This is a genomic window from Vampirovibrio sp. (genome assembly GCF_041737375.1).
Classification (GTDB): domain Bacteria; phylum Cyanobacteriota; class Vampirovibrionia; order Vampirovibrionales; family Vampirovibrionaceae; genus Vampirovibrio.
This window is the reverse complement of record NZ_JBGSRV010000012.1, coordinates 1-21632: the sequence shown is the minus strand read 5'-3', so window position 1 is coordinate 21632 and position 21632 is coordinate 1. Positions and strand designations below refer to the sequence as shown.

At 50.9% G+C, this 21632-nt stretch carries 20 protein-coding genes and 1 tRNA gene; 11 read left to right on the top strand and 10 right to left on the bottom strand.

All coding sequences use genetic code 11. The features are described from left to right. Positions 1-40 precede the first annotated feature (40 nt). Entirely contained in the window at positions 41-286 is a 246-nt protein-coding gene (locus tag ACEW81_RS08705) for a hypothetical protein (RefSeq protein ID WP_373532592.1), read from the top strand. Here the strand turns inward: ACEW81_RS08705 and ACEW81_RS08700 are convergent. Beyond that, the gene (locus ACEW81_RS08700) at positions 271-771 is read right to left on the bottom strand and encodes a hypothetical protein (RefSeq protein WP_373532591.1); all 501 of its coding nucleotides are present in this window, start codon (positions 769-771) and stop codon (positions 271-273) included. The genes ACEW81_RS08705 and ACEW81_RS08700 overlap by 16 nt on opposite strands. Positions 772-871: 100 nt before the next feature. Next, on the bottom strand, positions 872-1750 hold the full coding sequence (locus tag ACEW81_RS08695; RefSeq protein ID WP_373532590.1) for a J domain-containing protein: 879 nt from the start codon (positions 1748-1750) through the stop codon (positions 872-874). 95 nt (positions 1751-1845) lie between these two features. Here ACEW81_RS08695 and ACEW81_RS08690 point away from each other — a divergent pair, with 95 nt between their 5' ends. Further along, on the top strand, positions 1846-2490 hold the full coding sequence (locus ACEW81_RS08690) for a hypothetical protein (RefSeq protein ID WP_373532589.1): 645 nt from the start codon (positions 1846-1848) through the stop codon (positions 2488-2490). A 44-nt stretch (positions 2491-2534) separates the two neighbouring features. Here ACEW81_RS08690 and ACEW81_RS08685 read toward each other — a convergent pair whose 3' ends face one another. Beyond that, entirely contained in the window at positions 2535-2876 is a 342-nt protein-coding gene (locus ACEW81_RS08685) for an STAS domain-containing protein (protein ID WP_373532588.1), read from the bottom strand. A gap of 167 nt (positions 2877-3043) precedes the next feature. Between ACEW81_RS08685 and alaS the strand changes: the two genes are divergently transcribed. After that, positions 3044-5755: an alanine--tRNA ligase gene (gene alaS, locus ACEW81_RS08680; protein WP_373532587.1), complete on the top strand. Its 2712-nt coding sequence runs from the start codon at positions 3044-3046 to the stop codon at positions 5753-5755. Between the two features lie 413 nt (positions 5756-6168). After that, positions 6169-7968, top strand: a complete 1800-nt coding sequence (locus ACEW81_RS08675; RefSeq protein ID WP_373532586.1) for an iron uptake porin — start codon at positions 6169-6171, stop codon at positions 7966-7968. 185 nt (positions 7969-8153) lie between these two features. On the opposite strand, the gene ACEW81_RS08670 is transcribed toward ACEW81_RS08675, so the two are convergent. From ACEW81_RS08670 to ACEW81_RS08660, 3 genes are all read right to left on the bottom strand, one after another. Further along, entirely contained in the window at positions 8154-8897 is a 744-nt protein-coding gene (locus ACEW81_RS08670; protein ID WP_373532585.1) for an NUDIX hydrolase, read from the bottom strand. 229 nt (positions 8898-9126) lie between these two features. Further along, a complete protein-coding gene (locus ACEW81_RS08665) occupies positions 9127-9690 on the bottom strand; it encodes an O-methyltransferase (protein WP_373532584.1) in 564 nt (187 codons plus the stop codon). Further along, positions 9687-10499, bottom strand: coding sequence for a uroporphyrinogen-III synthase (locus ACEW81_RS08660; RefSeq protein ID WP_373532583.1), 813 nt, complete (start codon positions 10497-10499; stop codon positions 9687-9689). Before ACEW81_RS08660 ends, ACEW81_RS08665 begins: the two co-directional genes overlap by 4 nt. A gap of 90 nt (positions 10500-10589) precedes the next feature. Here ACEW81_RS08660 and ACEW81_RS08655 point away from each other — a divergent pair, with 90 nt between their 5' ends. Beyond that, positions 10590-11051 (top strand): hypothetical protein, encoded by a 462-nt coding sequence (locus ACEW81_RS08655; RefSeq protein WP_373532582.1) that lies wholly within the window; start codon positions 10590-10592, stop codon positions 11049-11051. Positions 11052-11181: 130 nt separating this feature from the next. On the opposite strand, the gene ACEW81_RS08650 is transcribed toward ACEW81_RS08655, so the two are convergent. After that, entirely contained in the window at positions 11182-11484 is a 303-nt protein-coding gene (locus ACEW81_RS08650; protein ID WP_373532581.1) for a hypothetical protein, read from the bottom strand. 385 nt (positions 11485-11869) lie between these two features. On the opposite strand from ACEW81_RS08650, the gene cutA reads away from it, so the two are divergent. From cutA to ACEW81_RS08625, 5 genes are all read left to right on the top strand, one after another. Continuing rightward, a complete protein-coding gene (gene cutA, locus ACEW81_RS08645) occupies positions 11870-12217 on the top strand; it encodes a divalent-cation tolerance protein CutA (RefSeq protein ID WP_373532580.1) in 348 nt (115 codons plus the stop codon). A 180-nt stretch (positions 12218-12397) separates the two neighbouring features. Continuing rightward, positions 12398-13411 (top strand): rod shape-determining protein, encoded by a 1014-nt coding sequence (mreB, locus tag ACEW81_RS08640; RefSeq protein ID WP_373532856.1) that lies wholly within the window; start codon positions 12398-12400, stop codon positions 13409-13411. Beyond that, a complete protein-coding gene (locus ACEW81_RS08635) occupies positions 13362-13880 on the top strand; it encodes a tRNA (cytidine(34)-2'-O)-methyltransferase (protein ID WP_373532579.1) in 519 nt (172 codons plus the stop codon). Before mreB ends, ACEW81_RS08635 begins: the two co-directional genes overlap by 50 nt. Before the next feature lie 142 nt (positions 13881-14022). After that, positions 14023-14895 carry a DUF547 domain-containing protein gene (locus ACEW81_RS08630; protein ID WP_373532578.1) on the top strand — a complete coding sequence of 291 codons (873 nt, stop codon included), beginning with the start codon at positions 14023-14025 and terminating at the stop codon, positions 14893-14895. 93 nt (positions 14896-14988) lie between these two features. Then, the gene (locus tag ACEW81_RS08625; RefSeq protein WP_373532577.1) at positions 14989-15732 is read left to right on the top strand and encodes a Crp/Fnr family transcriptional regulator; all 744 of its coding nucleotides are present in this window, start codon (positions 14989-14991) and stop codon (positions 15730-15732) included. Between the two features lie 99 nt (positions 15733-15831). On the opposite strand, the gene ACEW81_RS08620 is transcribed toward ACEW81_RS08625, so the two are convergent. The 3 genes from ACEW81_RS08620 to ACEW81_RS08610 all read right to left on the bottom strand — a co-directional run bounded on the left by ACEW81_RS08620 (position 15832) and on the right by ACEW81_RS08610 (position 20937). Further along, positions 15832-16971 (bottom strand): aldo/keto reductase, encoded by a 1140-nt coding sequence (locus tag ACEW81_RS08620; RefSeq protein WP_373532576.1) that lies wholly within the window; start codon positions 16969-16971, stop codon positions 15832-15834. Between the two features lie 136 nt (positions 16972-17107). Further along, entirely contained in the window at positions 17108-18937 is a 1830-nt protein-coding gene (locus ACEW81_RS08615; protein WP_373532575.1) for an ABC transporter ATP-binding protein, read from the bottom strand. Beyond that, complete coding sequence (locus ACEW81_RS08610; protein WP_373532574.1) at positions 18934-20937, bottom strand: ABC transporter ATP-binding protein; 2004 nt, start codon at positions 20935-20937, stop codon at positions 18934-18936. The genes ACEW81_RS08615 and ACEW81_RS08610 overlap by 4 nt, the downstream gene beginning before the upstream one ends. Before the next feature lie 172 nt (positions 20938-21109). On the opposite strand from ACEW81_RS08610, the gene ACEW81_RS08605 reads away from it, so the two are divergent. Next, positions 21110-21185 (top strand) — tRNA-Val (locus tag ACEW81_RS08605). Positions 21186-21632: the final 447 nt, after the last annotated feature.

Below are 21632 nucleotides of genomic sequence, written 5' to 3'. Positions count from 1 at the left end.
CACGAACAGAACATTTTGCATTGAGGGGCAGGCGGCATTGTTGGCCCAAAGCCCTGATGAGCGACTTAACAACGGCTGGCGGACATTGATTTTAAACCAGTATGAACCGGCAGGTGTAACGGTATGCGTTGACCTGACCCCGGACAACGGCTATCAACTCATTCTTTTTATGAATGATGAAACGCTTTCTTTCTCTCTCTCTTCTTCTCTCTCTTCTATAGGCACCTTTGCGGGTGCCTTTCTTTTTGGCCTGCAGCGTAAAGCCAGCGGTTACCGTTTCACGTAAAGGCCACCTGCCACCGGATGAAAATGGCTCAGCGCTTTTTCCGCCTGATGCAAAGCCGTGCGTAATTGAGTGTTTTCCGCCACCAGCTTTCGCACCTGCTCCGCCATTCGCCGATTATCCTGATAGTGTTGACCATTTTGAAGGCGTAAATCCTGAAGCTCATTCTGGAGTGGATTATCCAGCATGTAGGCCAGCACATGATCGGCCACCAGTTTGGCCAAATCTTCCCAATGGGCTTGCTCGGCTGAATCTGAAAGGCTGAGGCCCGCCTGAAGCGGTCCCTGATGTTGGCGATAGGCTTGCAAACCTTCATCAAAGCTCAGAGGCAGGTTTTGTTCCAATGCTTTTAAATCTTCAGAAAACGGAAAGCTTTGAGCGGCCTCACTGGCATTCAAATTTTCAGCCTGAGACGGATTTTCAGGGGCTTCAAGGGCCTCAGCATTGTCAAGCGGCTGATTAAGCCAGCTTTCGTATGAATATTGCATTGGAACCTCTCCCTGCCGATTGCCCCATTATATGAATTTTAGGATCGGCGGGCAAAGCGGGCGGATCAAGTTGACACAAAGTGTTACACGAGCATTGCCGCTACAATGCCACCGATACCGTGGCCCAATAGCGCTGAAGTTGCTGATAAGCGCCAACCAGCGCCTTCATTTTTTCCTCGCTGCCGCTGGGCAAATCGGGATGGTGTCGCAAGGTCATCTGCCGGAATTGCTTTTTAACCTGCTCAGGCGAAGCCCCAACCGGCATTTCCAGGGTTTGATACGCCTGTTCCACGAGAGTACCGGGCTTGGACGCATGTGGTTTTCCGGCCTGCTTTTGCCGGGATTGCTTGACGCCAGGGGCCTCATCGCCCATCATGTCGCACCAGTCATCAAAGGTGAAGCCCCGCTCGGCCTCAGCCGTGTAGTTGGCGTTGTAAATTTTATCGTAATTTTTTTTATAGGTTTCCACATCTTGCCGAAATTTGGAAAACCAGGCCAGCCGCTCTTCATGAGTGGCTTGTATAAAAGCGTCAATTTTCTTGAAAGAATCCAGCGTAAAGTAATGCCGCCAGTTCACATCCCGGCCCGTTAAATCAAGCTCATAGTCCCGCAGGTTTTCCAGCAAGGTTTTATCCGATGCGGGTATTTTGGCCCGAAAATACTCAAACACCCGCAACTTGTACTGCTCCCGCTTTTCAGCGCTTTCTACCCGGTTGCTCATCTTTTCCCGGCGGTAATCGTCAATTTCCCGAAAAAGTTGCCGTTGCAACGAGGCGCTTAGCTTTTGTAGCAACCGATCGTGCGCCAACCCGGCGGCATCCAGCCAATCGATGGATTTAAAAAATTCCAGCAGTTTTTTATGCCTGAAATCGCTATTGCCCGTTTGCAAATAGGATTCCAGCTGCCGCTTGGTGTCGGTGGACAGGTAAGCGAAAACGGGCAGGGGGTATTCATTAAAAAAAGCAGGTCGGGTCATCATGACAGAATACCATCCCCGCCCAATATCCCCCAAGCACAGGTTGGCACCTTAGCAACGCCTGATTACAATGGAGAGAAACAACCCGAGCGCCCTTCATGTTTTTAAAACCACCTTTAAAACCGCCTTATTTTCAAATGGCCCTCAGTGTTTTTTTAGTAGGGCTGAGCCTGCCCGCTTTTGGCATGGACACCTCCCTGATTAAGATTTCCCCGCCGGTCAAGCGCTCTGAGCCGGATCCCCGGTTCATCAACTACGCCCTGGCCCCCGGTACCGCCTTCCATGTACTCATTCAAACCCCCATCAGCACCGAGGTTAGCCAGGCCGAGGATCCGGTGGAAGCCATTGCCACTCAAAAACTTTACCTGTATGAAGAGCTGATTATTCCTAAAAACACAAGATTTATGGGCAAAATCATTCGACTGGAAGCCCCATTTGAAGGCAAAGACGCCGTACTGTCGGTGATTTTCAATGAAATCATTCTGGAAAACGGGGAAAAATTACCCATTGTGGCCCATGTCAGAACGGATCGTGCCGATCATACCTGGGGTGGGCAACTCACCCAAGGCACCAAAGCCATGCTTTCAACGCAGCGGGTAACCGGCATCGGCGAGTACAACAAAGTGGTTTATGGCGGCCCCAGAGCCATGGGCAAGCACATTACCATCCCGCCCGGAGAACACTGGACCATTATTCTGGATCAGCCCTTAAATATTCTAAAGCCGAGAGAAGAGCGATTTTAAAACCCGACTCAAACGTCAAAAAGCTATGGCAACAAGAGGCGACCTTAGCAAACCGCCTCAGACTCATTGTTGTAGATATCAATGGTCTTGTTCAGGTTGGTCAGGTTCACCAGATTATTCACATAATTTTGCAGACCAAAGGCGCCAAAGCTACCGCCTGCTTCATCACAAGCCCGTTTGCAAAATAAAATGACACCCAGCCCGGAGCTATCCATAAAATTGACTTTGCTGAGATTTAACAATATATTTTTTTGCCCTTGGGACACAAACCCGGCCACCGAAGACTTAATGGCTTCGCAGTTACGAAAATCGACGTTCTGGGTTTCAATGTCCACAATGGTTTTGCCGCCACTGTCACGGCTATTGATTTTGGTTTCTGAACTCATTGGCCACTCCCTTAAAATACCCGAACCATTGCATTGTATTATCCCATTTTTTTGCACAAGAGCATACAAAGCCATGCAAATGAAAACCCAGAATCCTCCAGATGTAGTAGATATTTCCATGCCCCTCGGTTACACTGAAGGCAAAGTATTGGAGGAATCCTCGCACCATGGCACTTTCGGGTACACTTTCAGGCGCTACCATCCGAGAAAAATTTATTCGCTTTTTCGCCGAAAAGCATGCACACAAGCATCAACCCAGCGCCAGCCTGGTGCCTTCCAACCCCACGGTGTTGCTAACCCCGGCGGGCATGTTGCCTTTTGTTCCCATTTTTTTAGGCATTGAACCACCCCCCAATCCGCCCCGAGTGGTGAGCGTGCAAAAATGCGCCCGAGTCAGCGGCAAGGCCTCCGATTTGGAATTTGTAGGCCGTACCCCTCGCCACCATACGTTTTTTGAAATGCTGGGCAACTTCAGCTTTGGAGACTATTTTAAACAGGAGGCCATTGCCTGCGCCTGGGCTTTTATTACCGAAGAACTAGCCCTACCCAAAGAAAAGCTGTGGATTACGGTTTTCCAGAACGACGATGAAGCCCGCCAACTTTGGCATGAAATCGCGGGCATTCCGCTCAACCAGATTATTGGCAGGGGCGAAAAGGATAATTTCTGGGGGCCTCCGGGTCCCACCGGGCCTTGTGGGCCTTGCTCCGAAATATTTTATGATCGAGGCGGGTTACCCGCTGGCTCGCCCGAGCAAAACGCCGACCTGCTGGATGAAGACCGCTTTGTGGAAATCTGGAATCTGGTGTTTATGGAACTGTTTCAGGATGAGGCAGGCAAAAGAACACCCCTGGAGCATAAAAACGTAGATACCGGCATGGGCCTGGAGCGCATTGCCATGGTCATTCAGGGCAAAGACAACACCTTTGAAACGGACTTGTTATTCCCACTGGTGGATCAGGTTTCCAGACTGTGCAAGATTCCTTATAAGCAGAATGAGCAAAGCGATGTGGCCATGAAAATTGTGGCCGATCACATCCGGTGCATCAGCTTTGCGGTGGCCGATGGCATTACCCCCAGCAACGAAGGCCGGGGCTACATTATTAGAATGCTGTTGCGTCGGGCGGTTCGATACGGCAAAAAATATCTAGGCATTCAGGATGCTTTTTTGTATCAACTGGTGGCCACGGTTCGCAACCATTATCAAACCCCTTACACAGAAGTAAAAACCCGTTACGACCACATTGTGGAAACCATCAAACTGGAAGAAAAGCGCTTTCTGGAAACCCTGGAGCGTGGCTCCAAAATTCTGGAAGAAACACTGGAGCGCCTGAAAGCAGAAGGCCAAAAGGTGGTTCCGGGCGAAGAGGTCTTTAAACTGTACGATACCTTCGGTTTTCCGCTGGAATTAACCCATGATATCGCTCAGGAAGAAGGGTTTAGTCTGGATCAGGATGGTTTTGAATCCGCCTTGAAGGCCCAGCGGGATAAGGCCCGTTCGGCTCGGGGCAAGGGAGACGCCATTGTTAAGGATCAGCTGTATAGTGAGTTGCTAAGTCGCATTGGTGGCACCCAATTTACCGGCTACGACACCCTCAGCGCAGAGGCCACGGTGAAGGCGCTGATTATTAATGGGCAGGAAGTTCAGGAAGTGAGCGGCACCAATCAGCCGTTTGAAGCCATTCTGGACGCCACCCCGTTTTATGCCGAATCCGGCGGGCAAGTGGGCGATCGTGGCTCATTCTCCAGCGATGATGGCTATCAAGGGCTGACCGTGGTGGTAAATGACGTGATTAAGGTGGGCAACTTGTTCGTTCACAAGTGCCTTTACGATCAAGGGAATGGGCTCAAAGTAGGCAGCACCATTGTGGCGCATGTCGATCCGGTGGCTCGTCAGCAGGCCGCCATTCATCACACCGCCACACACTTGCTGCAAGGCGCTTTAAGAACCGTATTGGGCGATTCGGTCACTCAGGCAGGCTCCAGTGTGTCCCCCGAAGGCGCCCGGTTCGACTTTACCTTTAACCGAAGCTTGCAGCAGGAAGAGATTTCTCGCATTGAATTCCTGATGAACAAATGGATTCAGGAAAACGTATCTCGCCAGATTGAGTTGTTGCCCATTGATGAAGCCCGCTTGTCCGGCGCTATTTTAATGGCCGGTGAAAAATATGGCGATGAAGTGCGTGTGGTTTCTTACGGAGAAGCCAGCAAAGAGCTTTGCGGCGGCACCCACGTTCATCAGCTGGGGGAAATCGCCCTGGTTAAAATTGTTTCAGAAGGCGCCATTGCCTCCGGTATCCGGCGGATTGAGCTGGTGGCGGGCGAAAAAGCCTATAAACAGTTCAAACAAATGGAATCTGAAATGCGGGATATGGCCGAGCTTTTAAAAACACCGGTTAAGGAAGTGCCCGGCAAAGTGCAAAAACTGGTGGATGAGCTGAAAGCCCGAGAAAAACGGATTCGCCAACTGGAAGATAAAGCCGCCTTGCAGGAAATTAAAACCCTGCAAGCGCAAATCAACCCGGAAAATCCGGTGTTGGTTCACCTTTTAAAAGGCTATGATATGGACGGCCTGAAGCTGATTGCCGAAAAACTGGCCAAGGCTCTGGGTCCTCATATTGTTTTGCTGGCTGGCGATGGGGAGCAAAAAGCGTCTTTTGTGGCCAGTGTATCGGATGCGTACGTGAAGCAGGGCGTTAAAGCCGGAGAGCTGGTGAAACAGGCCGCCCAGGTTTGCGGCGGCGGCGGCGGTGGCAAGCCAAACTTTGCGCAGGCAGGCGGAAAAGACGCTGCTAATATTCAGCAGGCGGTAACCACCATTCAGCTGCATTTAGAGCAATTGACACTTCAACATCCATCATTGAGTGTAGAAACCCGCTAAACTGCTGGCCATCATTCAAATAAAACCAAATAGTTGAACAATTTCTGGATAAAGATTATGCAAAGAATCCTTGGCTTGGCATCCCTGCTTTTTATAATGAATGCAACTGTAAGCGTCTTTCCAGGGCCGGAATTAAGATCTTATGAAGACATCTACTGTAACGTTGGCAACTGATAATGGAGGTGCTAGGATGCTTATCTCTCGAAGGTTGCTTTTGCGTTTGGTGGGTAAAAGAACTTTCATTCAATTAGGTAGGTATAAGGTAAGTCAAATTGTTATTGAACCAAATAGGAGTTGAGTTAGATATGACTTCAAGAAGAGTGACACCCTTGCTGCTAGCAGCAAGCATCTTCCTGACAGGTGCTACCGGTGCCTTCATTGGTTCGACAACGTCCGCCCATGCTATTACCAGCGTGGACGAGCTGACCGACGTAAACCAAAACCACTGGGCTTATGAAGCCTTGCAGGATTTGGTTGAAAAGTACGACGTTATCGAAGGATACCCGGATCACACCTTCCGTGGCGAGCGTAACGCCACACGTTGGGAATTGGCCGCAGCGCTGAACGCGTTGATTAAATCCGTTGGCCGCGACCTGGCTCGCTTAGGCGCTGAGAAAGCCGACAAGTCTGATCTGGAAACATTGGCTCGTCTGCAAGATGAGTTCAAAAACGAATTGGCTGCATTGCAAGCCCGTACCGAAGCTCTGGAATCTCGCGCAAGCGCCATTGAAGCTAAAAACGCCGAGCAAGATCAGCGTTTGAGCTTGCTGGAAAGAACCCAATTGCATGGGGACGCCAGCATTGGTGTTTTGGCTGACATGAATCGCGCCGGTACCCGTGACGCTTTGAGCGGCAACGACAGTGGCCGTGACGGCATCCGTGACGCTATCAGCGCCATCGGCCGTTTGCGTTTGACCATGGATATCCCGGTTAAAGAAGACAAAGAAGATTCCAAAATCGGCGCCGGTGAAGTTCACACCCGCTTAATCGCCGCTTTCGGTCGTCTATCTCCTAACGCGGCTCAGCAAAACAACGCTGGCCCTATCGGTTCCTACAACAGCTTGTCCCGTATCGCTAGCGATGCCGCACTGGCCAACGAAGGATTCGGTAACAGAGGATTGGGCAGCGGCGCCGTTGGCACCAACGTTCGTTCTTACCTGTACCTGGAAGATCTGCACTACCACCAACACTTCAAGGCTGGCATTCCTGTCTTGAGTGACTGGATGTTAGGCGCTGGCGGCGATGACAACAACTGGGCCACCACTGGTGACCTGTATGTTGGTTCCATGCCTTGGCGCTACCTGTACGACAAAAGCCCATACCGTGGTAACGAAAACACCCAGTTCCAGAACAGTGCTTTCGTAAACACCCCCGGTATTGCCATCAACCAAAGCAACCCCATGATTGCCTACCAGTGGCACCAAAAATTGGGCTCAGACAACCTGAGTGCTGATTTAACTGCTGGCGCCGGTACCTTCAACGTGGGCGATGCAATGGACGGCTTGACCGCTACCTATGAAGGTCGTTTGAACTACCGTTTATTCGACGCTCCTGGTAACGTGTACGCTGGTGGTTACAACGTGTTCTCCAGCGGCAACACCAACAACGCCAACAACTATCTGACCGGTGGCAACGCCAACTTTCTGGATGCTGATGGTGATCCAATCGTTCCTACCAACCGTTCTGGCGGCCCAACCGGCTTCCGTTCCGGCGTAGGCACCTACAGCACCAACGCTGTATACGCAGGCTGGAACCAGGAATGGTTCAGAGGCATCGGCACCACGATGAACTACCTGTACAGCAGCGCTGGCCAAAACAACTACTTCCTGAACAGCAACAACCAGTTGTTGGGTAACTTTGGCGGCACCGTTCGCGGTGGCAACGCTACTGCTAGCCCCTTCACCCTGGCTGTTCGTCAGTCTGTCTCCGGTGTGTTGAACATTCCTATGAAGGTGTTCGGCGTACGCGAGAACGACGTGTTCGGTATCGGTTACGCGGCTGTTGATATTGCGACCAACAACCTGGGTATCGCTAACTTCAACCGCACCCGCTACAGCCAAAACTGGGAGCAAACCGCTGAAGCTTACTACAAGTGGGCTGTCAACGATGCGATCTCTATCATTCCTAGTGTACAGTTCATCAACGGTGGCATGGGTATCAGCCAAAACGGCAATACCTGGGTTGTCGGTATGAGAACCAGCTACACATTCTAGGCTTGTTCTTCGGAACATAAATCAAACACCCTGGGTTACGGCCCAGGGTGTTTTTTCAAGTCATTATGACAGGTTAGCCGTGTCTCAAGAGCGGCTCCGAAAACCACCCGACTTTGAAACGCCAGTTAAAAAGCCCTACCCGGTAAGAGTAGAGCTTTTGGCTATATAGACAGATCTAAAAGCGTTTAAGAGGCTTGAGAGACTACCGGGTTGCGACTGGTAAAGGCATACAACTGGGCGGGGCGATGGTAGCCTTCCATCTTGGTTTCTCCAGTGTCCTTCAGAATATCAGAGGCCAGAATTTTCTTGCGGAAGTTACGCTTATCAAGCGATTTGCCCAAAATCAGTTCATAAACCCGCTGGAGTTCAGTCAAGGTAAATTTCTCGGGCAAAAGCTGAAAGGCAACGGAAGAGCTTTCCAAATGGCGTTTCAGCTTAGCCAGCGCCATCTGAACAATCTCATAGTGATCGAAGGCCAGTTCAGGCAGTTCGTTCACACTAAACCATTTCACGTCTTCGGCGTTGGCATGCGCTTCTAAGTGCAGTTTTTCGGCACTCACCAAGGCGTAATAAGCCACGGTAATCACTCGGGCTCGGGGATCCCGATCCGGCTTGCCAAAGGAACCCAATTGCTCCAGATAAATCTGATTGACGTTGGTTTCCTCAAACAAACGACGGCTGGCCGCTTGCTCCAGCGTTTCTCCCACATGGATAAACCCGCCGGGAATGGCCCACATATGATCAAACGGGGGTTGTTTCCGTTGAATCAAGAGCACTTTCAACTGGTTTTGAATGACCGTACACAACATAATGTCCACCGTCACCAGTGGGGTTTCGTAGCAAGATAAGACCGTACTGTTGTTGACGGCTGCGCCAGAAGTCGTGCTACTCTTACTTTTCTGAATGGTTTCGATAAAACTGTCAGTCATTGGGATGATTCCATTTCATTACAGCCATTAAACGGCTATCGGTCGGTTGATGTTGTGGCCAAAATAGCAGGTGAACTGAGTGACCACGACCCCTAAAAGCAATCATTGCAGCGAAAAATACCCTATCTATTGTTCCGCTACAAGTATCATACTGCAAATTTCAGTATTTTCAATCCTTTCCAGCATAAGTCAAGCCTTCCTGAACACTCAATAGGGCAGTCCCCTGAAATCAAGGGCGCTTTTGAGCCAGAATCAGGCCGCTAGGGGTTTCCAGATCACTCACTTCCCAGTGGGCCGACTGATGAATACGCTCGATAAAATCCAGCATGCTGTGCCGATGAGAGCGGGTATTGTCAGCCAGCAAAATGCCACCCGAAGGCAGCAGTTTTTCGGCCCACTCCAGATATTCCACATACTGGGACTTGCGGGCGTCAATAAACATCAGGTCAAACGTTTGCCCATCCACAAACAAAGCCGATAGTGCCTTTAAGGCATCTCCGTGAATGAACGTGACTCTGCCATCAAGTTGAGCGGATTTGAGATTGGTGAGGGCTTCGGCCTGCCGGTCGGCAGAGGCATCAATGGTGGTGACATGCCCATTGGTGCGAGAGGCCGCCTGAGCCAGATGCAAGGTAGAATAGCCAATGGAAGTGCCCACCTCCAGAATGCGGCGGCAGGAGCCAATGCAGGCCAACAAATAGAGAAAGCGGGCCTCCTCTTGAGGCAGGCACCAGTGGGATTGCAGGCGTTCCGGGGCTTGCTCCATTTGCGCGATGATGGGGTGAATGGTCATTGGGGTTCCTTCTGGTTTTGAAAAAACTGTTGAATCGCTTCACTCAAGGCTTCTAGCGTGTATGGCATGGCCTGAATGGCCACCGGTCCAAAACACTTCAGGGCGCTTTTTGTGGTTCGAGGCCCCAAACAGGCCATAGGGGGCAGTTTAAAGCCTAAATCCGACTGAAGGCGAAGTTGATGCAGGGCCTCTACGGCGGAAGAACTGGTGAACACCATTAAATCCCAGGGTTGCAGCAGCAATTCCCGCTCCAAGGGGGTTAGTTTCGTTTTTAAAACCGTTTGATACACAGTGACAGCAGTGACCTGAGCACCCATAGCGGTCAAGGCCGCTTTGAGCCGGGGGCTGGCCAGATTACCGCACGGCCAAAAAATCCGCAGCCCTGCCACAGGATAGACTTCCCCAAAAAGCTGGGCGGCGCTTTCAGCCTCATGAACCGGGGACACAAAATCGGCCTGAAGTCCCAATGGGATCAAAGCTTGTGCGGTGGCCGGTCCCACGCAGGCAATTTTTACACCAGTTCTTACACTGGTTTTTAAATCAGGGCCATCCGGCTGAAGCGCCTCACAGTATGGCGCAAGGGCGCTGACCGCATTCTTGCTGGTCAAAAAAAGCCAGTCGAACGCCTGAAAATCAGGGGCGGAAAAATCTACGGTAGCCACTTCAATTAACGGCAAATGAAACACTTGCCCACCGGCCTGCTGAAGCGCCCGCAGGAACGCCGCATTGTTGGCGTCGTCTGGTCGGGTCACCAAAATTCGCTGGCCTGCTAGCGGCCCCCCAAACGGTGATTCTGATGAATGGCTCAAGAAAATCTCCTCCGGGCAGCGGTACTGCAAAATGAAATGACCTACCTATAATAAAAATAGGGAAGCCCTGTGGCAAGGAGACAGCCAGCCATGAACCAGACATTTCATACGCCGCCCATTATGCAATATGTTCCCGATACCGGGAGACTGTCCCGCAGGCAACGGGCGGCCCAGTTGCTAGAGGCGGTTATAGAAGAGCAGGTGGAGCCTCGTATTGCCATCAACCGTTGGCCAGAGCCGATAACTGAACCCGATCCATCGGTGGATTGCGCTTACCAGGCCCTATGGCACTTTGAAGCGGACGAAAACCAGCAGAAAACCGAGCTTTTTTATATGGATGCCCAATTGGAACTGTTGCGCCAAATGAGCCGTTGCCTTCAACAGGGCGAAGCCCTACCCCCTTATATTTTGGCGCTGTACCCACCCAAAAGCCGGGTGCGTTTCTTTCAATCCCAATCGGCTTGGGCCGATGGCCACAGCACCTTACGGCGTTGGTGGCGAGAAACGCGCGCCATTTGGCAGCAAGCCCTTCAAGTTTGTTTTAGGGGGTAGGGCTTTAAGTTTTAGATTTTAAACTTGAAAAACCCTGAAACCCTTAAAAACAGCCATTAAAAAGCCCCTGAAAAAATTCAGGGGCTTTTCAAGACTTGCAAGCTGAGCGTATCGTTCAGCTTACCAAGATTTAGTGGTGCTCAGCGTCGTTGTGAGCAGCGCCTTCAGCGTGATCAGCAGGAGCTGGTGTGGCTTCCATGCTGGAAGTGGTGCTGGTGGTGGTGGTGGTTTCACCAGGAGCAGCAGTGGTTTCCATGGTTTCAGTGGTGGTAGCGGTGGTTTCCTGGGTACCAGCCTCTGGAGTGGTCATGGTGGTTTCGGTGGTGGTTTCGGTGCTGGTGCCAGCGGTCTCTTCGGACTTGCAACCGGTCAGGGTCAAAGTGGTAGCGGCAGCCAAGCTCAACAAAGCAATGGTTAACAATTTGGAATTCATTCTGATTCTCTCCTTAACAATTTTTAAAACAGATTTATTTGAAACAGAGTATTTGAAAACAGGAATCATAGAAATTTACCAACTAAAAAAGCCACTGCTGAAAGTCGTACAATCTTTTGGGATAACACGACATCGTTCTTACTGTCCGCCAAACAATTTCTGGTTTTTGTAAGGAACGCTTACCTTTCAAAATGGCTCTCGTAGTGATTTTCTGTTCTCTTCTCTCGGCGACTTGATAGTTGGTGGGTATCAAGCTTTTAATTAGCGTAATTAAACCGTATGGAAAGAAAAGGGTCAAGAACAAGCCCCGATATTTAAAGCCCCTTTCACAATCTTTATATCTTGTTAATCAGAATCCCGTTCAAACTTGAAGGACAGCCGTGATATGACACTGACTGAAAACCCGGACGCCTGTATTGTATTGGTAACTTGTGGTCATCTTGCGGAGGCCGAAATGATCGCCCGCAGCATTGTTACGGAAAAACTGGCCGCTTGCGTCAATTTGATCGGCGAGGACTCGCCCATTCGATCGTTTTACCAATGGAACGGAAAACTGGAAGAGTCTCTGGAAATTTTGCTATTGATCAAAACGCGCCTGCCGCTGCTGGAAGCCCTGCAAAACAGAATTCGGGAGCTGCATGCCTATGAAGTGTTTGAGTTCATGGTGCTGGGCATTCAGGCGGGCTCTCCAGACTATTTGGCGTGGCTCACAGAGGGAACAATGAAGGCGTAGACCACAAGGGGGAAATTTACGCCATTGCCTACAAAAGCCCTTGTCCCTATGGGCATCATGAGGAATAATAAAAACATTGAGGACATTTCCAGGGGCGACCGTCCAAGATGAACACTTGTTATTTTTGCTGAGGTACGGACTGTGGGAATTTTTGATTTTTTTCGCAAAAACACCAACGATATGGGCATTGATCTGGGTACGGTAAACACCCTGGTCTGCACCACAACCAAGGGCGTCGTCCTCAGAGAGCCTTCCGTGGTGGCGATTGACTACAGTAAAAATCCACCGGAAGTGATTGAAGTTGGACTTGCCGCTCGTGAAATGATTGGCCGCACCCCCGGCAACATTCGGGCCACACGCCCTTTGCGTGATGGCGTTATTGCCGAATTTGAATGGGCCGAAAAAATGTTAAAACGGTTCATTGAAAAAGTGAACGGCGGCCCCGGGGCTTTTGGCATGCGTCCGGGCCGGGTGGTCATTGGTATTCCCAGTGGCGTAACCGAAGTAGAACGCCGAGCGGTTGCGGATGCCGCGCTGCAAACCGGCGCAAGCATTGTTAATTTGGTGGATGAACCGATGGCGGCGGCCATTGGCGCAGGCATGCCCGTGGATAAACCCACCGGCTCCATGATTATCGACATTGGCGGTGGCACCACCGAAATTGCGGTCGTCAGCCTGAAAGGCTGCGTGGTTTCCAAAAGCTTACGTACTGCCGGTGATGAACTGAATGAAAATATTCAGGACCACCTGAAAAAAGTGCATAACCTCTCTATTGGGGAGCGCACCGCTGAGGAAATCAAAATCCGCATGGGGTCTGCCTACCGCAATCAGGAAGAAGAAGAAATGGAAGTGCGTGGCTTGAACCTGCTGAACGGTTTGCCGCATACTATTACCATCAACAGCACCGAAGTGCGGGAATGCCTGTTCCCGACCTTAATGGAAATCGTGGCTGGCGTTAAAAGCACGCTGGAAATGACCCCACCGGAACTGGCCGCAGATATCGTGGATCGGGGCATTGTTCTGGCTGGTGGCGGCGCTTTGCTGGCCGGTATGGATGAACTGATTGCCAAAGAAGTGGATGTGCCGGTTCATATTGCCAACGATCCTTTGTCTTGTGTGGTGCTGGGTACGGAAAAAATGCTGAATGACCCAACCTATCTTTCCATCCTCGACGCCACTGAGTTTCGAGGCTGATCCTAAAATTACCATTGTTCTGGTAGAGCCGCGCATTCCTCAAAACACGGGAAACATTGCGCGGCTTTGCGCTTGCACCGGGGCCGATCTGTATCTGGTGGGCAGCCTGGGCTTCAGACTGAATGATAAATATCTGGAGCGGGCCGGGATGGATTATCTGGACGATATTCCCATTCAGCATGTGCCGGAGTTTAAAGACGTACAGGCCGCCAAACCGGGATGGACGCCCTATTTTGTCAGCACCAAGGCCAAGCAGAACTACACTGATGTTCAATACCCCACCAACAGCCTACTGGTGTTTGGCAGTGAAAGCCACGGCCTGCCAGCCTGGTTAATTGAAGAGCAACCGGAAAACAGCATTCGCATTCCCATGCGCCCGGATAGCCGCAGCTTGAACCTCTCCAATTCGGTTGCCATTGTGCTTTATGAGGCCATTCGGCAACGCTTGAACGCAGCGCTCATTCAGTAACTCCATTTTTTCTATGGAAGAAACAGTAGTCAAACGCCGTTTCATCCAGTAGATTAGAAATGGAGCGCTGAAGCCCTTGGCATTCAAGAAAGCAAAGGGCCAGCCGAAGATAGAGGGATAGAGAATAAGAGGATTGATGGCCATGCGAGCATTCAGCTTTGCCTGGAAACTGACCAGCCTGTTAACACTGTGCGTAATTGGCGCGTATGCGCAGGCGGGCCGAGTGATTGACGACAGCATGGTAACCCGTCCTTTTCGCCATCATGTGTGGCAAGCCGTATTGACCGACTTTGTGAACTGCAAGGCCGAAGTCGATTTTGCCAAACTGCGAGCCCATCCCAAACGGCTGAACGATTATCTGGGGCAACTGGCGGCCTGCTCTCCAGAGAATGATCCCACCGCCTTTCCCAAAGCCAGCGACAAAACCGCCTACTGGATTAACGCTCACAATGCGCTTGCCCTGCGCATTATTCTGGATCACTACCCCATTGCCACCACCACCCACATTACGGATTTGGAAACCAATATTCATTACCAGCTGGGCGGCAAGGCTTACTCCTTAAAAAAAATCCGGCAAAAACTGGGCCTGTACGCCAAACAGGACCCTCAACTGCTGTTTACCCTCACCGATTACACAGTGGGTTCACCCCGCATTCAGCGAGAAGCCTTTGAGGGCAGTAGCCTGACACGCTTGGAAAAGCAGGCGGTGAGCGAAGGCATTTCCAACCCCGAAGTGATTCGCATTGAAAAGGCAGGCGCTTGTACCGGGCTTCAACTCAGTCCTTTTTTTAAAGGCTATGAGCGTGGCCTTTTTTCCCGCCCGGTGGCCAGCGTGGAAGATCGGGATCATATACCTGAGGCTGGTTTCGTTCCGGTGGCTTTAACCAGTGAGGGCTGGGTGGATCATTTGCGTCCATTTTTGCCCCCTGCGGCTTACGCACGACTGGGAAACGGTTGCCATAATGCGGTTGTTTTCATGGTTCGAGACAAAAACCTGCGTCAGGTGCGCTTTTAAACAGGTGGCGCTTGCCGGGACACTTTGTTACTCCTATAATAAGTCCGTGACAAAGATGCCATTATTTCCCATAAGCATTGAGGCACCGTTCCCGTGGCCCTCTCCCTTGAAAATAAAAGCGATCTCATTCCCCGCTTCCGTAAGATTCCATTGTTTGAAAGTCTGAGCGATCAAGCACTTCAGGAAATCGCAGGCTATTTTTACGAGGCCAACTACGATAAAGAAACGGTTATTTTCTACGAGCGGGATTTGCCGGGTGATACCGGGTCTAAAATTTATTTTGTCCTCAAAGGATGCGTGAAGCTGGTGAAGTACTCCTCGGATGGAGAAAGCACCATTGTTCGCCTGTCATCGGTGGGTGAATTTTTTGGGGTAACCGGCGCGTTAACCGATAAACCCATGCCCTATTCGGCAGAAGCCCTGACCGACTCTACGGTGATTTATCTGGAAAAAAGCAACTTTGTGAGACTGGTGGAACGCTTTCCGCAAATCGCCATTGGCATGATTACCGCCCTGGGTCAGGTGTTGTGGTTCAACTACGAAACGCACAACCAGGTGGTTAAAAAAACCGATGCCCGGGTTTCCAAAATTTTGCTCTATCACTTTAAACGAGATGGCTTTACCGAAACCCCGGATGGCAAGCTGTTAAACATTCAACTCCCCCACGACTATATTGCCAGCATGACCGGCATTGCCTATGAAGAGTCTGTTCGCATTATTAGCCGCTTGAAAAAAATGTATGGCTGCATCAATTACCTGCGGGGCGGCAAAATTGTGATTACCAATCTCGAGCAGCTCTCTGAAATCGCCCAAACCGAAGACGCCTTCTTTTATTAATTTTTTTATTCAACAAGTCTGGGGTTGGGCTTGAATGGGTTGGCTTTCAATAAAGCAGCAAAAAGCCAAGCGTTTTGGGCTTGGCTTTTAAGGTGCTATTTAATTGTTGGCCAACGTGGTTTCAAAATCAGCCAGGGCTAGCGGCGGAATGCTGACCACTTTCAGATTTTGCTCAACGTGCAGGGGTTGCTTATGACCAACCAACGGCGCCAATACACCGGGATTGGAGCGCACAAATTGCAAGCATTGCTGAGAGGGAGCATCCAGCCCTTCAAACTGAGGCAAACGACTTTCTTTCAGCAATTGTCCCTGTAACAGGGGAACACTGGTGAACACCCCTATTTCCAACGCCATGGCCGCTTCCAGCAGAGAGAAAAACTCATCGGCCACCGGCTGGCTGGGCAGGGTCAGCGCTTCGGTAAACGCCAGATTAAAGGGCAGTTGAATAAAGCGGAACCCATGATCGGGGCCCCCCACCGCTTCCGCCAAGTGAACCACGGCTTCCAAACTCAGGTACTCGTCAGATTCTTCGGCATTCACCCGGAAACAGTTCCAGGTGGCCAGCCCGTAGTAACGAATACGGCCATCCGCGCGAGCCGATTCATAAAACTCAAAGGCCAGCTTGAGGCGGCGCATAAATTCCACCCGGCCCACTTCCGGCAACTGGGATTCAGCGGCGTTGTGCAGGTACATCAAATCCAGGGTTTGAATGCCCAGGTTGGCCAGGCTAAGGTTCAGCTGATCGTTGAGGTAGCCGGGGGCCATGCAATGCATGCCGCCCGCAATGTCTTGAGGCTGAACCACCCCGGAGGCCATATAACGCTGCTGAAACCAGGTTTTAAAATCTTGACCTTGTGCCTGCATGGCCGCATCGGGGGCAATAAACCCGTTCTTGGAGCTGATAAAAATCTCATCTCGCTGGATGCCTTGCTGTTGCAATTGCTTTAAGGCGGCCCCAATGGCACGTTCTGACAGTTGATAGCGATAGTTAATGGCCGCATCCAGCACGTTAATGGCCCCGGAGGCCACTGAGCGAACAGCGGCATCGCGCATCATCTGGCTGGCTTCCTCATCCACCGCCCCCAAATAAGTACCCATTCCCAAACTGGTTAACCGCAAGTGATCGGCGGTGGTTCTAAAATGGCCATCGGCAACGGGCAAGCCCGCGATATTTTTTCCCTCAAAGCGTTGCTGATAACGCTGGGTGCCCTCCGGGGTCGCAAAACCAGATATGCTCATCTTAAAACTCCTTTTATGGCCCATAACTGGCTACAGTTTACCGCGACTGACCCTCTCAGGATAGCCAGACGAAAAGACGCCCGTCGAGTGGCTTCTGGCCAACCTAACCGCTTAGACCGTATTGAATCGCAGCGGTTTAAGCCACGGGGGCGGTGGTGTGGGCCACTAATTCCTGATATTCATAAAACTGCTGATACAGACCCGGCTGGCTTAATAGCGCCTGATGAGAGCCTTGTTGCACAATCTGCCCTTGCTCCATCACCAAAATGCGATCCACTTGCTTGATGGTGGAAAGCCGGTGGGCCACAATCAACACGGTGCGATCCGCCATGAGTTTGTCCATGGCCTCCTGCACTAGATTTTCGGTAACCGGATCAATGGCCGAGGTGGCTTCATCCAGCACTAAAATAGCCGGATCGTGATAAACCGCCCGAGCGAACAACAGCAATTGCTTTTCTCCAGCCGATAAGTTTTTGCCCCGCTCTTCCAGCGTTTCTTCAAAAGCTTTGGGCAAGCGTTCTATCACTTTTAAGGCGTTGCTTTGCTCAGCCGCCTTACGCAAAGCGGGGGCCAGATCCGGTGTATAGGCGGCCAAGGCAATGTTTTCACTCACGCTGCGAGAAAACAAAAAGTCATCTTGCTGGATAGAAACCACGTTACGGCGCAAAGCATGAAGATCCCAGTCTCGCAGATCTTTGCCATCCAGCCTGAGCGAACCCTGATTGACATCGTAAAAGCGCAACAGCAATTTAATGAGGGTGGTTTTGCCCGCCCCCGAAGGCCCTACAATGGCAATTTTTTCGCCGGGACGAATGTGCAGGTTCAGGTTTTTTAAAATGGGATGATCTGGCTGATACCCAAAGCTGACGTTCTCAAAAACAATGTCGCCGCTGGCTTTGGGCAAAGTTGTAACCACAGACGCATCGGCCAGTTGCTGGCGCTGAATGTCGGGTTGTTCCTGAAACAGGGCCATCACCTTATCGATAGAGGCCAACCCCGATTGCAGAATGCTGTACTTTTCGCTGACATCTTCCACTGGCTCAAACATTTTGCGCACAAACAGGAAAAAGCCCACCAAGGCCCCAATGGTTAAGGTGCCACTGTTTACCTGCAAGCCACCCAGCCATAAAATCAAAACCAGCGTAATCAGGGTCATAAATTCCACCACGGCGTTAAAGGCAGTGGAGTAAAAAATGGAATCCAGACCACTTTGCAGGTTACTGCGGTTCAAGGTTTCAAAGTGCTGATAATTTTTTTGCTCTCGCCGGTAAAGCTGCACCAGCTCCATGCCCGCAAAGTTTTCTTGCAAAAAGGCGTTAATGCGGGCCGCTTTTACCCGAATGTCATCGTACGCGTTTCTGGCCCGGCTGCGAAAAAATTCCATCATAAAAATCAGCACGGTCAGGGTCACTACCGTCACCAGCGCCAATTGCCAATCCATAATAAACATGCCCGCCATGGCCCCCAAAATCATGGCCAAATCCGCCAAAATGGCCAAACCACCGGAAGAGAGCATTTCGCTTAAATTCTCGATATCGGCAGTCAGCCGGGTGACCAGCTTGCCCAAGGGGTGCTTTTGATAAAAGCGAGGAGAGAGGGTTTGATAATGCCGATACAAATCGGTTCGCAAATCCCGAATAATACGCTGGCCGGTATTTTGAGATTCCGCCATTTGCACATAGCGCACCCGGTAATTGATGAACAACAACCCCAGAAAGCCCCCGGCATAGCCAAACAGCAAGGGCAAATTTCCCGAACGGATTGGCCCGTCAATGGCAAAGCGAATCAAGAAAGTTTGCCCCATTTCCGCCAGTGAAATCAGGGGGAGCAACAGCAAGGAAATGAGCAGGGATTTTTTGTACAACCGCATATAGGGCCATAATTTGCCCAACAGCATAATATCTTTCAACCCGGATTCCCGACGCTCTGAAGCTTTAACCGGAACAGCCAACACATCCATACTCATGCTTGAGCCTCCGTGGCGCTTTCAACCAGTTCCGCCAAATCCTCGTCATCCCCAACCAAGGGGGTATTCAGGTTTGTTTCGGGGGCAGGCTCCAGCCCCCAATCGCCCAGGGAAGAACGAAGTTCCTGAAGCCGGTGCAAATTCTGGTACAAGGGCTGGGTGTTGAGCAGCTCCATATGGGTACCCACGGCCACCACACGACCTTCATCCATCAACACAATACGATCGCACAGGCTGACCAGTGAAAACCGATGGGTGGCAATGAGGGTGGTTTTATCGGAGAACACTTTTCTGGCTCGCAGGGCGGAAAGAATGTTGCGCTCCGTTTCGGCATCCACGTTGGAGAACGGATCATCCAGCACCAGAATTTTAGCGTCCATTAAAATAGCACGGGCCAAGGCCACCCGCTGGCGCTGACCGCCTGATAACATCAACCCCCGTTCACCCACCAGGGTTTGATACTGGCGAGGGAGTCCCTGAATATCCAGATGCACACTGGCCGTTTCTGCAGCCGCCACAATACTGGGCAAGTCTGCGTTTTCCATTAAGCCTTCACCCTCACCGTTTTCCAACGCTTCGGGCCTGCCAAAGGCGATATTTTGGCTAACAGTGGTAGAAAACAAAAAACTGGCCTGCGGCATAAACACAATGTGAGTTCGCAGTTGTTCCAGACTGAGGGTGGTAATGTCCTGACCATCCAGAAAGACATGGTTTTGAGGCACGCTCAGCACCCGAGGTAACAGGCGCAGCAAGGTGGATTTTCCGCTACCCACAGAGCCCACCAAGGCAATGGTTTCCCCCGGCTTTATTTTTAAATTAATGTTTTGCAGGGCCAACTTCGGGGGCTTTACCGAAGCGGGGACATCATCTGCCAATGAGGGCTTGGCATACGGGTTTTCATATACAAAGTCGAGGTTGCGAATTTCAAGTTCCCCCCGGATAGAATCGGTAGCGCCAGAGTCGGAAGGCTGTTGCGACACGTTGGATTGAGCGCTAAAAAGCTCATCCAGCCGTTGCAAGGCGGCTGTGCCTTGCTGAAAGATGGAAATGGTCCAGCCCATGGCCATGGTGGGCCAGGCCAAATGCTCCAGGTACATGGTAAAGGCCACAAAGCCGCCCCAGTCCAGTTGCTTTTCAATCACTTGCCAACCGCCCACCAGCAGAACCAAAAAGGCGCTAAAGCCACTGAGGCCCGCCAACAGCATAAACAGTAAAATTCGCTCATGAATTAAGCGGGTATAGGCCCCAAAGTAAGTATCACAGACCGTTTCAAACCGCTTGTTTTCCTGAGCCTCACGCACATAGGACTGAATAACCATCATGCCGTTCAAGTTTTCCTGAGCCACGGTACTGATATCGCCCAGTACATTTTGCACATCGTAGTAGCCCTGGCGAACTTTTTTACTGATTTTGCCCATAAAGACGATAACCACCGGGTACAGCAGAAAAGTCACCACCGCCAGCTTCCAGTTCAGGATGAGCATCATGGGAATGGTGAGAACATAGGCCAACAGGGTGTTTACACCCAGCATAATACCGCCGCCGGTTAAGTATTTGGTAGCGTCCACATCGTTGGTCATGCGAGACATTAACTCACCGGGCGGATGGGCGGAAAAAAAGCTGGTGGGCATTTTTAGCAGATGCCCGTACAACCGGTTGCGTAAATCAAATTCAATACGCCGACCGGCCCCTAAGAGGTAATGTCGAGAGGCCACCCGGCAAATCAGCACCAACACTGCCAGTCCGGCAATCACCCACAGGTGGGTATAAAAGCCCTGCCACAAGGCTTGGGGGGCAATAACGGCGTTAGCGGCGGCAGGTTGATAAATGTTCTGGATGGTTTCTACCGCGCCTTTGATTTGCAAGGGAATGGCGATACCTAACAAATTGGTGAAGACCAACGCCAAAACGCCCAGCCCCACTTGCATTTTGTAGCGCAGGAAAATATCGCGATATTTGTGTAGAAGGCCAAACAGGGCCAGTGGCGGGGGCTTGATCATGGATTCTTACATTAGCTCAAACGTGAGGAAGCAATATAGGTATTGTAAGGCGGGTCAAGGCTTGCCGTCCAGCACCAGGCATATACTTGCCTCAGGGCCGCCCAAGCAAAATGATTTGACATGCCTGCCGGTTTGATTCATAACTATGTTTGTAATTGAAAACAGACCTCATGGGCGGTTGGCGCAGTTGGTAGCGCATCACATTGACATTGTGGAGGTCGCTGGTTCGAGTCCAGTACCGCCCACCATTCTTTCATCTCGATACCTCTGGCAATAATCGAGAAGGGCAGACGGTAATCGTAGCGCAGCTCTCCGGCTTCTACGGTACAGTTCGAGAGTACAAAATTGAGGATTCGACGCTTTTCAAGGTCTGATTCCTTCAAATACAGTTCGTGGGCGTTTTTTGCCAGTTCGAGAAGCCTGATCCCATTCTCTACGTAGTCCAGCTTTCCTTTTTGATGCTGTCTTAGCGACTCCTCTATTTGTTTCAACTCTTGTTTGTATTGCTCATGCTTACGTTGCCAAAGGTCGTCTGAGATTTTGCCGTCCAGTTTGTTGACAGGCGCCCGAAATTTAGAGCCAGTTGAAACTAGAGATTTTCCCGTATTACCATGTCGTCAAGGAGAATCTCGAAATGAAAGCCAGTCGATTTACAGAGGAACAAATTGTCCGAGCCTTAAGAGAAGTGGAAACTG